We start from the raw sequence: 10,496 nt of genomic DNA on the forward strand, positions 1-10,496 counted from the left end.
ATATCTTCAGGACAACGACTGTTTCTTTCTCCTATAAGTAGGCAAACTGCTTACTGTAGAAGGGATGACAGTCGTTGTTGCATTTACCAAAGCACATTATATCAGAAAGGATGTACGTCTATGCTACACACTATTGAATTGACAACCAGAGTAGAGGTTAGCATTTTTTATGCTTTAAGAAGAGAGTTCGGTATGCAAGTTATCTCTGCCAGCCAGAAGACGGAAGAATTCAGGAACTATGGATTTCGTGAGGTCCAGTTGAACAGCATTGATATCAACGGCATGATTATCAGGCTCGCAGTAATCAGGTTGAATACAAAGGTCCTGTTAGATAATCAGGAAACAATCCTATCCACTCAGGCCTCAGAGACGCATCGGATTGCTGCGGCTTTTAATGAACGTAAGTCCACTATCTTTGGGGACTTTACAAATGATTTACCTGATTTTGATCAGTGGACGTGTAGAAGGATAGATTACTGTATGGATGTCATTACGGAACATGTCAGTGCGTATGTAGCCCTGTTTCAACGCTGTAAGCTTCCAAGCCATCATTACAATATTAATATTAAGAAGAAAGGGAGCTCCTACATGAAATCCAACTCTGTGACGCTGAATTTCTACGATAAATTTGATCAGCTTGAAAAACATCTCTTAGCACTGGATAAGACAATGACAAATAAAGAGCAGAACGAGGCAACCAATATGCTGCGATTCGAGATACAATGTCAACGAGGTAAAACAGACTATATCAAGCGAAGAGAGGGATTTGATAGTAAAAGCATTGAACACTTTCTTGATTCATCTCTCTCTAACAAGTTGATACTGGATTACTACGATAAAAGCATAGGTACTGGTGACTTTTACAGTCTTCATGGGGCAAGAGCAATCGTAGACCGAGCGAATCTTCAGTTCCGAACGAAGCAGACAATCTTGAATACTTTGAAGTTAATAGCAAAAACAAGAAGTATAGAAAAGGCAAGAGTACAGTTTATAGAAGGAGTAGACATTGGTGGGGGGACTATTGTTAAAGGAAGTAGAAAAGCTTTCAACGATAATATAAAGAAAATCCGTTTGTTGGGAATTAATCCAGTTACGATCCCCCGTAACTGGGATATTACCTTTTTACCAAATCCACGTGAGCTCATACTCTCAAGGATGCAATCAGAATTAGAAGAAACACACTGAATGCATCGTGAGAGGCTGCTTGTTCAGTTATGTCTCCTAATTATCAGTTATAGTGGCAAAGGCTTCTTACGGATCAAACTGGTGACTCTGTGGGCCTATTTCAGTCAAAGTAAAAGTGGACCTTACCCATTTGAGGTGAGATCCACTTTACTATACTTAATTAGAGAATTATCAAAACCAATACATAAAACCAAATTGGACAAGCGGTGCGGCAACAATAACCCCAGGGCCCGGAAAAGCCCCTGCAATATGACCGACTGTGGTGCCACAAATCCAGTTCGTCCAAAAACCTGAATCTTTGCGATGAGCACGCTTTTTATGCAGCATTATCCAATCCCTAACATCACTAGTTCAGCGATGAAGTATAGACCGCCAAACGCAATCATTGCGATACAGATGCCAATATAAAGCACAGTATCAATTACAACATATCCTTTTAGAAAATTGTTCAAATGCTTCCCCCACGCTATCTATTCACTATGAAGCTTTACGGGTCACAGTAATGAATATCAACCCAACAACGCCGCCAACGATACCGCCAATGCCGTAACCAACAATTCTATCGCTCTGCATCTCCTGACGGCCAATCTCAGCTCCAGCTCTGAACTTCATTGATCCGGTATTCTCTGCGACCTGAGACATCATAGCAATGGCCTTTTGCTTCTTATCGCTTTCTTGTGTACTGATCAGTCCGCCAATAAACGCCCCCAGAACGATACAGACTACTGTAACGACAACCTTACTTCTGGTCATCAGAAAAGTTTTCTTTCACGCTGGAAAACAACTCGTCAAACTGGGTACCTTCTTCGGATTGGCTTGTATTGACCTTAGTAGGCTGATTGCCGGAAGTATCTGCTTTTTTCATAATAAGTACAACTCCGACAATAAGGAGGACGATACCAGCAACAATCGCCATGATGACTGTTGAATGAGTTTCATTGCCATACATGCCGTTAAAGTACGCTTCCTCTTTGTATTGATCCGATTTGGTTCCTAATATTCCTGCAATAGTAATCCATGCTCCAAGCAGCAATGATACCCAACCTATAACTTTTTTCATTTTAGTCACTCCTGTCTGTGGTATTTAAAATTGCTACTTTACTCTCATTAAGCGTTTGGTGTTTCCTAAAAGATCTGTAAGGCAGAGCGTATCAGCATCAGGCATCATTATCTTTCGTACCCCTAAGAACATTTTTTCATGTTCCCCTGTGTACATCTCCGTAAGTCCTGGGTCAGACTCACTCAAGAAATAGTAGCCGACTACCTGCACATTATCGGTAACAGATTGCGATAAAAATGATTTGTCAGGAAGGAATTCAAAAGTAATTTCTTCGCCCATTCCATTCGTGCCCTTCCATTTTCCGATCATCCATTCATAAAACTGGTCAGGTCCAGCGTTAAAATCACCCGAATCTGAAGAGGCGACAAATTCGCCGGAGTCCACATCATATTCTACTTGAGGAATATCAGAACTAAATATACTACTCGGACCACTTTCTAAGTAATCCAGCGTGTAATATTTAGGTTCCCCGCTAACTTCGTCTAATCGAAGAAATTCATTTATTTCGGGATTATTCAATGCAATTGCCATCTCAATAGCTGTATTGCCTTCATTGTTTCTGATTTGGAGGTCAATATCTTGCTTATAAAGGAGCTTTACAATTTCAGACTGGCTTTCCTTTATAGCAAGCATTATTGGGGTATCTCCCTTACTGTTCTCTTGTTCATTTAAATTGGCACCATGTTCTATAAGCTTTTCTGCGGCTAACTCGCTACCTTCCATTGCAGCGAAACTGAGTGCTGTAGCCCCATCATTTGTTTTGATATTGACATCGGCACCATGATCCAAGAGTAGTTCAATAATTTTATAGTCGTTGTTTATCGCTGCGATGATAATCGCTGTAACGCCATCCTGATCTTGAACGTTGACATCAACCCCTTGATCGATGTAAGCGGTCACCGAATCAATATTGCCGCTTTGCACTGCATCCCAGAACTCATTAATACTTAAGTCGGATTTGTTTGTTTGTGGAGTTTCGGTTTCTTTATTAGCAACCGACAGCGAAGTGGGCTGAGAAGAGGGGCTTTCAGCCTCCTTAGACTGGCAGCCAGCGATTACACCCGCCATTAATAAGATTGTTGCACACAAGATTGATCGTTTCTGCATTTCTGATACCTCTTTTTCAGTTTGATTGGTTTGAGAGCAAAATGTCATCAATTTAATAGCGTTATTGGCTTTCTCTCCTCCTTGAGTTAGGCTACGACAAAATCAGGCAGCTTTTTTCACAAGCATACAAAATGTACCAATATACGTCAATGCTTATGGTTATATAATAATGATTCTTTCAGTGTGTTACTGTTTCGATCACTTTCCTCTAAATTCGTGGGAGGAAAGGAATGGTAGCATGGATGAAAAAATTGACTACAAACTCATTGGAAATTGCGTACGCGAAGAGCGACTAAAATACAACCTGACTCAGGAAAAGCTTGCAGAAAGCGTAGGGATATCTGCTTCATACATGGGACTGCTTGAACGTGGCGAGCGGATTCTCTCTGTCGAGACCTTAGTAAGGTTGTCCATTGCTCTTAATGTTTCTACCGATACCTTGCTTAAGGCAACACTGGACAGTGTGGAAAGAGATACCTTTTCCCTTCAATTCGCATTACTAACAAATGGGTTGGATGATCCGCAGAAGCAAATGGTCTTAGATGTTGTCAAGGCTATGTTGCCACATTTCAAACAGGAGCAGAACAACAACGAATAAAAACCAACATTAAAGCCCTTTATACGGAGGGGCCGCCATGATAGGCTGATGCCGTGGCGATGCTGGTTCATGGCATCGCCTTATCGCCTCGTATCATGGCGGCAGAGGCTCCGTGTCAAGGGCGGCTCGAACGTAACAGTGAAGGAGCTACATCAGGCCACGCTCTTTTAGTGAGCAATAGTTCTCATTAGCGATAATTAGATGATCTAAAAGCTGAACTCCCATAATCTCTCCTGCATTCACCAGACGTTCGGTGAGAGCTATATCCTCCCGTGAAGGAGTTGGGTCACCTGAAGGATGGTTGTGAACGGCTATGATCGCAGCAGAGCTTCTTTTAACAGCAGCTTTGTAGACCTGCATTGGGGATACTATGCAACTATCGAGTGATCCAATAGCAATTGTCTCTTTGCCTATCACTCTGTTCTTTGTATTCAGAAACAGCACTACAAAGTGCTCACGTTGCAAGTAGGAGAGCTCCGGCATCATGAGGTCTGCTGCATCCTTAGGAGAGCGTATGGTGTATACCTGTTGAGTTGGTGCATTCAGAGCACGGGCCAATTGTAGAGCAGATAGGATTTGACGGGATTTAGCCTTTCCTATTCCTCTTATAGTTAGCAGTTCATGCTCAGTAACATCAAAGAGCTCAGATAACGTCGAGTAACGATTGAATAGTTCTTCCATTACATAACCCTCCGAGTTTTCATAGAGCGTATTAGCCAGTAGGACTTTCAGAGTGTTCATTTGATATGATTGCATGTCGATTGACCTCCATAAGGTTGAAATGCAAACAGAAGAGACCGTAGTGGCCTCTCCTGCTTGTGGGCGATCTATATTTTTGGTAAGCTGATGATAAGTTGAATTACTTGGTGTGCTCCTTGTGCGAGCCACCTTTTTTTGTTTGGTTGTTTTTCATTTGATGCAGGACAGATACAACGAGCAATTGCATGTACTTACGGCCTTCAGGAGAATCACGAAAATGTGTACTCTGTGTACAGATTTTACCTGATGTTGATTGATACATGGACGTTCTCCTTTCATATTTATGAAAGATCACACTTTGTTAAGCTTTTGAAGATGTCTCTGCAACTGCGGAGCGAAGTACTTTTCAAAGTAACGCCGCATGTAGTAAGCTGTACGTTCATCATCCAGTTTCCAACATCGAATAAAGTACGTGTATAGCACAGTGCGAGCCATGCGTATGTGGCCATTCATGACTAGCTGCCGCATTAACACGGTTACGTCTTCTGGAAGACCTTGTTTTTTGATCATCGCTATTACCTCCTCTCATGGATGCACCCTCGCCGTTTTTGGTGAATGTGATTTGACCATGACTAACTGCTGTAGAGGTATAGCAAACTGTATAGTTTGATAAACCTTCTTCAACCCGTAGTTCACCTCCTTTCATGTAGGTTAGCTTCTTCCTGCTACTCTTAGACTCGTAACCTTTCTCCCAAAAATGGGAGAAAGCTGTGAAGCAGAACACCAGAAGAGGTTTTTACCATTTTTGGTATAAAGCCTAGACACTCTCCTCTTCGGTTGCCTCGAACTCTAAAGTCACATAATTCACCTTTCTCTTATCCACTGCAAACAGAACATCTCTAATGGTCCTGCATCAATAAGTGAATAAACACAGATTTCAAATGACACCCCCCGGGCAGTAATTCTTCATAGACCCTTCTTTATAATTAACCTGGAGGGGTCAGAAAATATTTAGTATTTCCGATTTCGTAATAGGCATTTTTATTTAGGTATATTTAGAAAAAACAGCACAAAAAAAGCCGTTTCTCCAAAACGAAAAAACGGCTGGTTTAATGCGAAATATTTAATTTTTTTATTTGGAATCCCATAATAGCAAGCATTGGTAGAAGCACTTCTAGAATCAAATGGACATTCCTGTGTACTACGGCGTATTAAACGGTAATATACTCTGCTACAGGCTTCAAGTCCACCGCCTCCGAAGAGCTGCTGCAAACGAAAACAAGGCCATGGATGAGCCCTCCAAAGTCCTTGTTTTTTTATATGATCGGCTGAAAGAATAAGAAGGATATCCCTGTCTGATCTTCCCGCAGATAATAGTACTTCATATTGCTTCAATTTTATTAGGTTTAGATTTTACATAAAATGGTTTACTGACTCAAGATTTGCTCCAACTTTTGATTGTAGTTATTAAAGATTTCATTATCTGAATTAATTTGCTTAGTCTCCCTAAACATATTGACTTGGAAAATCATATCTAACAGTTCAACCATATTACTTAACATTATTTCTGAACGTTCCTCATCAGATACAGTACTTAATTCAACATGTAGAATTGCTTCTGCAGCAGAGTCGAATTTTCTGAACGGGTCAAAATCCATTGAGCAGTTACCAGGGTCACTATAGAAGTTCATTTTTTTAACGACTTCTAAAACTGCGTCCCTCTCCTTATTATTCAGTTCGAATGGTGTAATATCAATATCCTGTCTAATTAATGGATAATGTATTGCTAACACTTTACTAGAATCTAAAGAAAAGATAAATGCATAGTCCTTTTCGCTACACAGGATATATAAATTTTGATAGCCAAGTCCTGATTCGGTTTGCATTGAAACTAATAAATCCAAAACTGCTTGTTCTTCCTCAGAAACATTTCTTTGCGGAATAAGAGTATATTCCAAAATCAACACCGTCCTTAAAATTATTTGTGCATCCGTGACGTTCATGTATATACTTCTGTCTAGCCTCTGAATCCTGGCTCGAGTAAATCGTTATAATTATATCATTTTTCAAGGTTTTTGAACCTTGCAAAGATGTGTAAAACTGCTCAGATTGAATCAGGTTATCGTTTGAAGCATAGTGAGCATATATATGTGCAGAGTAGATTAAGCGAATAACAGAGAATCTTTGGAGGCTTTAGAGAGGTACTTTGAGAAGTAGTATTGATGGAAGTGCGGATGATGAGGAATGGAGGCCAAAACCACACGCCGAAGGGGACATATTAACACTGGTTACGTGGCGGCCAAAACCCCCTGTCTCCGTATAGGCTTAGTGAAACTCACTGTATCCATTAACAGCAAACAGCAAGGAGTTAGACAAAGCAAATGTTTAACAGCATTGATAGAACAAGCTGGCCGATACAATGAAAAAGACACCAAATCAGGTGTCCTTTGCTTCGTATATAGCTAGTTATATGCAGAGAAAGTTTAGAGTTTACGCCACTTCAAAGGAGTTACTGATCTTTGACTGGAAATCCTTAGATTGAGCTTCAACTGTGTATTCGTAAATCCCTGATCTGGTAAACTGGACACCTACCTGTGCCAAGAAAAACTTGTTCGAAGTATTCTCTAAATTAGTAATCATTGAGGTTGAGAAGAGATACTCCCATCGAGCTCCGAATTCTCTAGCATATACACTTCTTCCGCAGATTGTTAATGCTCCCCAATTTTCATTGGTTAATAGCTTAATATCAGGTGGGGGAGAAATACCGAATGGAGCATTCATAATAATTTGGATGATAGCAGGAGTTGAATTGGTTAAAGCGCCTCCCCCTAAAGGATGAACTGCTAAGTATAGTCTATTTTCACCATATTGGTTACTTTGGTAAAGTAGTTCCGATAACTTTCTGTTTGTTAATTCCAGCTCATCTTTAGCTTTATCTCGCTCTGATTGAATGTCTTTATTTCTCTCCAGAAGTACTTGGACAACAATGCAGTATACAATAAGACTTCCGAGTGCAGTAAGGTGCACGGGATTGTCATATTCTCCACCAAGAATAGCTCCAAGAATTGTGACTGTAATCAGTGAAACTAAATTAATAATTTTCAGCATAAGGAAATTCCTCGATAAACTCTGTCAAAAATTTTAAAGTGCTATTGTTCACAGAGAGTTGTCCTTTACTACTCAGTGATATAAAGTGATCCTTTACTAACATTAATAGGTAATTAATGGTGAGATTATTATTTGACTCAAGTTCTAAGCGTAATGAATCTACAGATTTAGATTCGTAAGTTATATGATCTTCATCAAGCTCATCGTCGAGATCAACCTTTTTAATGAAACCACCATAATGCGATGTTATATTTAGGATTGATTGATTATTGAAGTTAACAGTCCGATTTTGAATCGAATTTAATCTTAGGTACTTTGCTATTTCTTCACTATATTTTTCATTGATGTTTTCAATAAACAACAGCCGCAGACTCTTATTATAGAAAGTATTAATATACTGATTCATTGGAACATTAATATGGTTACCTGAAAGTTTTGTTCCGAATAAATACTCGTCCTTTATATTGAATACTGCATGTGCGATTTTCTGATTAAGGTCGTTAAAATGGAACAATGTTAGCTCGTCATTTGAAAAAGTATCATTCATGCTTTTGAGAACATGAAAGTCACTTTTACCTTCTATAACGAAAATTGTAAATTTCATAATTCTCCCTCATTCCTCGTTATTGACTGTTCCGAATAGAGCCTCGATAAGATAAATGAGGAAGTTCTCAAAGTCATCCACGTGTCCAAAATCGTCCTCATTTAATATAATACGATGACCACCCTCACTGTATAACTTAACTGTGATATGTGAGGGTGTTGACACATGTTTTTTTTCTTTAAATGGTAACTCAAAAGTTAGATGCGACATTTTTCCATGATCGCTGTACTGTTCATCAACTACTGAGGTATTTTGATCATTGGATGGATCGATTTCATATGATACTTTTTTTGTACTGTCCCCATCTTTATCAATCTTATCAATTTTTGCTGCAGTCCAAGGATACATATTCTTTAGGCTTCTCAATAATTGATCATTTATTCTTAGGGGGTTAAGTTTAAGACCTAAACTTTCTAATAAAGTTTTAACTCTCGTACGCGATATCTCCTCGGCAGTCCAGTCAAACTTAATAATAAGTTGGCTGTTCTCAGTAACGATTATATTGGATTTGGTATAGTATTCGTGGTGTACTCTTTCGGAACTAACGACTCCATTATCAACACGGGCTTCGTAGTAATAGCCTAGGCTACTTTGAGCGGAACTAATCGCTTTTAAGAAAGAAAAATCATTAAATTTCTTTATTTCAATATTTGAAAACCCTTCTCCTTTAACACGGCCCTTATCAATAAGGTAAGCTCTTGACTCAAGTAAGGTACGAAATTTATTAATATCGAATTTACCATCTGCTTTAGACAAAAACATATCAGCTTGGTTCAAGGTACTTAATGTAAATATAAACAGACTTGCCATAGTGCTAGCCCCTTTTTCCTGCGTAATAAATCTTCTACTATTAAATAAAACATAAGGTAGCATACTTGTCTACTAATATATTCCACTTTTATTGTTGTACAGAAGAAGACTATTGAGGGCCGAGAGTGTTACATCACTGCTAATGTATAAGTGTATTAATTTAAATAGGACCATTGCCATGCCGATAATCTACAATTGAATTTGTACATACCAACATGAACGGCTCGGCTCCATAAGAGGAACCCGCTGAGATAGCGGTTTTTTTGCTGTTTAGTGATTGAATTGTAGACCGAATGCAGACAAGGAATTATGGGGAACTAAAAGTATTTATTCATGTAGACATGTTGTCTACATCTAAAATTAGATCATTCACTTTGAAGTTAATATTTAGTGGCACATTTTCCGAAACTACATCTATAAGAGCTCGAACTGATATAAGATTGGATTATGGCATTAAGCACTCAAAAGCAAAAATATTCGGAGGAATTACTATTATGAGTTTTACTATTGATTATGTTAAAAATAAAAACAGAATTATTGTAACATCGGACGGTATGGAAGTTGAGGATGCCTTTGCGTACGCAGAACAATTTCCGAAGATACTGAAGAAAACTAAGCGAGGGTTTACAGGTATGACTGTAATCACTGGTGGTCTGGTATTTAAGCAAGAGGTGATGGCAATTCTTGCTCCAACTGGTGAAGATGCTGTGAAAGCTGGAATCTCTACAAAACACAAATGGGTGTATGTTGCGCCTACAGCTTTCTACAAAACGCAAATGAATCGTATGTTTAAAGATATTGCAAACTTGTACGAATCGATAGAAGAAGCTGAAGCGTATCTTGATTCCGCAGGGAATTAGCAACTTCTAAAAATTAAAAGGACCCAGCCAACATCTGTAGCGCCAAAGGTACTTTCTGCGTATCGAAGAAGCACTGTGAAAAACCGATATATTCACGATTAACTTATATAATTGCATCACTATACTAAGGAGTTATTCCTATGATCAGTCTCCTTAATCAGAATGACTTATCAAATATTGGTTAGAATGCTTCTAGGATGACATCAAAACTGTAAGTAGACTCGTAGAAGCTTATGTGTCATTATCTTCGAACAGGGGTTCGACTCCCCTCGGCTCCATTTGAAAGACCCGCTGATTGATATTATCCCCTTCAAGTAGACACTCAAAAAAACCTTCATGTTATCATGTAGGCTTGAGTGCCACTTGGAGGGGATATTTTTTATGGCTAAAAAAGGTCAAACATTTCAGAAGTATACAGAGGAATTCAAATTAAAGGCGGTCAGAGCGTATTAAGAGGGTTCATCG

15 protein-coding genes are annotated in these 10,496 nt (G+C 39.1%); 3 read left to right on the forward strand and 12 right to left on the reverse strand.

Annotation, left to right across the window (positions count from 1 at the left end; genetic code table 11):
- Positions 1–120 precede the first annotated feature (120 nt).
- Entirely contained in the window at positions 121–1,185 is a 1,065-nt protein-coding gene (locus NST58_RS00985; protein WP_339245674.1) for a hypothetical protein, read from the forward strand.
- Positions 1,186–1,356: 171 nt separating this feature from the next.
- On the opposite strand, the gene NST58_RS00990 is transcribed toward NST58_RS00985, so the two are convergent.
- The 5 genes from NST58_RS00990 to NST58_RS01010 are packed head-to-tail and all read right to left on the reverse strand — an operon-like array spanning position 1,357 to position 3,352.
- Complete coding sequence (locus tag NST58_RS00990; protein WP_339245677.1) at positions 1,357–1,512, reverse strand: hypothetical protein; 156 nt, start codon at positions 1,510–1,512, stop codon at positions 1,357–1,359.
- The gene (locus NST58_RS00995) at positions 1,512–1,637 is read right to left on the reverse strand and encodes a hypothetical protein (protein WP_339245679.1); all 126 of its coding nucleotides are present in this window, start codon (positions 1,635–1,637) and stop codon (positions 1,512–1,514) included. Before NST58_RS00995 ends, NST58_RS00990 begins: the two co-directional genes overlap by 1 nt.
- Positions 1,638–1,662: 25 nt before the next feature.
- Complete coding sequence (locus NST58_RS01000) at positions 1,663–1,938, reverse strand: hypothetical protein (RefSeq protein WP_339245681.1); 276 nt, start codon at positions 1,936–1,938, stop codon at positions 1,663–1,665.
- The gene (locus tag NST58_RS01005; RefSeq protein ID WP_339245682.1) at positions 1,925–2,245 is read right to left on the reverse strand and encodes a hypothetical protein; all 321 of its coding nucleotides are present in this window, start codon (positions 2,243–2,245) and stop codon (positions 1,925–1,927) included. Before NST58_RS01005 ends, NST58_RS01000 begins: the two co-directional genes overlap by 14 nt.
- Positions 2,246–2,278: 33 nt before the next feature.
- The gene (locus tag NST58_RS01010) at positions 2,279–3,352 is read right to left on the reverse strand and encodes an ankyrin repeat domain-containing protein (RefSeq protein WP_339245683.1); all 1,074 of its coding nucleotides are present in this window, start codon (positions 3,350–3,352) and stop codon (positions 2,279–2,281) included.
- Positions 3,353–3,590: 238 nt separating this feature from the next.
- On the opposite strand from NST58_RS01010, the gene NST58_RS01015 reads away from it, so the two are divergent.
- A complete protein-coding gene (locus NST58_RS01015; RefSeq protein WP_339245686.1) occupies positions 3,591–3,950 on the forward strand; it encodes a helix-turn-helix transcriptional regulator in 360 nt (119 codons plus the stop codon).
- Positions 3,951–4,097: 147 nt separating this feature from the next.
- Here the strand turns inward: NST58_RS01015 and radC are convergent, their stop codons facing one another.
- The 7 genes from radC to NST58_RS01050 all read right to left on the reverse strand — a co-directional run bounded on the left by radC (position 4,098) and on the right by NST58_RS01050 (position 9,171).
- A complete protein-coding gene (radC, locus tag NST58_RS01020) occupies positions 4,098–4,706 on the reverse strand; it encodes a DNA repair protein RadC (RefSeq protein ID WP_339245689.1) in 609 nt (202 codons plus the stop codon).
- Between the two features lie 103 nt (positions 4,707–4,809).
- Entirely contained in the window at positions 4,810–4,971 is a 162-nt protein-coding gene (locus NST58_RS01025; protein ID WP_339245691.1) for a hypothetical protein, read from the reverse strand.
- Between the two features lie 29 nt (positions 4,972–5,000).
- A complete protein-coding gene (locus tag NST58_RS01030) occupies positions 5,001–5,219 on the reverse strand; it encodes a hypothetical protein (RefSeq protein ID WP_339245694.1) in 219 nt (72 codons plus the stop codon).
- An 857-nt stretch (positions 5,220–6,076) separates the two neighbouring features.
- Positions 6,077–6,652: a hypothetical protein gene (locus NST58_RS01035; RefSeq protein WP_339245697.1), complete on the reverse strand. Its 576-nt coding sequence runs from the start codon at positions 6,650–6,652 to the stop codon at positions 6,077–6,079.
- 487 nt (positions 6,653–7,139) lie between these two features.
- The gene (locus tag NST58_RS01040; protein ID WP_339245700.1) at positions 7,140–7,757 is read right to left on the reverse strand and encodes a hypothetical protein; all 618 of its coding nucleotides are present in this window, start codon (positions 7,755–7,757) and stop codon (positions 7,140–7,142) included.
- Positions 7,741–8,361: a hypothetical protein gene (locus NST58_RS01045; protein WP_339245703.1), complete on the reverse strand. Its 621-nt coding sequence runs from the start codon at positions 8,359–8,361 to the stop codon at positions 7,741–7,743. Before NST58_RS01045 ends, NST58_RS01040 begins: the two co-directional genes overlap by 17 nt.
- A 9-nt stretch (positions 8,362–8,370) precedes the next feature.
- Positions 8,371–9,171, reverse strand: coding sequence for a hypothetical protein (locus NST58_RS01050; RefSeq protein WP_339245706.1), 801 nt, complete (start codon positions 9,169–9,171; stop codon positions 8,371–8,373).
- A gap of 494 nt (positions 9,172–9,665) precedes the next feature.
- Between NST58_RS01050 and NST58_RS01055 the strand changes: the two genes are divergently transcribed.
- A complete protein-coding gene (locus NST58_RS01055) occupies positions 9,666–10,031 on the forward strand; it encodes a hypothetical protein (protein ID WP_076186839.1) in 366 nt (121 codons plus the stop codon).
- The last annotated feature ends 465 nt before the right edge of the window (positions 10,032–10,496 follow it).

This window comes from Paenibacillus sp. FSL R10-2796, assembly GCF_037965315.1.
In the GTDB taxonomy this organism is placed as follows: domain Bacteria; phylum Bacillota; class Bacilli; order Paenibacillales; family Paenibacillaceae; genus Paenibacillus_AQ; species Paenibacillus_AQ odorifer.

Coding starts and splice junctions, on each gene's coding strand:
- NST58_RS00985 (WP_339245674.1), top strand. CDS start 121: ATGCTACACACTATTGAATTGACAACCAGAGTAGAGGTTAGCATTTTT.
- NST58_RS00990 (WP_339245677.1), bottom strand. CDS start 1,512: ATGCTGCATAAAAAGCGTGCTCATCGCAAAGATTCAGGTTTTTGGACG.
- NST58_RS01000 (WP_339245681.1), bottom strand. CDS start 1,938: ATGACCAGAAGTAAGGTTGTCGTTACAGTAGTCTGTATCGTTCTGGGG.
- NST58_RS01005 (WP_339245682.1), bottom strand. CDS start 2,245: ATGAAAAAAGTTATAGGTTGGGTATCATTGCTGCTTGGAGCATGGATT.
- NST58_RS01010 (WP_339245683.1), bottom strand. CDS start 3,352: ATGCAGAAACGATCAATCTTGTGTGCAACAATCTTATTAATGGCGGGT.
- NST58_RS01015 (WP_339245686.1), top strand. CDS start 3,591: ATGGATGAAAAAATTGACTACAAACTCATTGGAAATTGCGTACGCGAA.
- radC (WP_339245689.1), bottom strand. CDS start 4,706: ATGCAATCATATCAAATGAACACTCTGAAAGTCCTACTGGCTAATACG.
- NST58_RS01025 (WP_339245691.1), bottom strand. CDS start 4,971: ATGTATCAATCAACATCAGGTAAAATCTGTACACAGAGTACACATTTT.
- NST58_RS01030 (WP_339245694.1), bottom strand. CDS start 5,219: ATGATCAAAAAACAAGGTCTTCCAGAAGACGTAACCGTGTTAATGCGG.
- NST58_RS01035 (WP_339245697.1), bottom strand. CDS start 6,652: ATGAACGTCACGGATGCACAAATAATTTTAAGGACGGTGTTGATTTTG.
- NST58_RS01040 (WP_339245700.1), bottom strand. CDS start 7,757: ATGCTGAAAATTATTAATTTAGTTTCACTGATTACAGTCACAATTCTT.
- NST58_RS01045 (WP_339245703.1), bottom strand. CDS start 8,361: ATGAAATTTACAATTTTCGTTATAGAAGGTAAAAGTGACTTTCATGTT.
- NST58_RS01050 (WP_339245706.1), bottom strand. CDS start 9,171: ATGGCAAGTCTGTTTATATTTACATTAAGTACCTTGAACCAAGCTGAT.
- NST58_RS01055 (WP_076186839.1), top strand. CDS start 9,666: ATGAGTTTTACTATTGATTATGTTAAAAATAAAAACAGAATTATTGTA.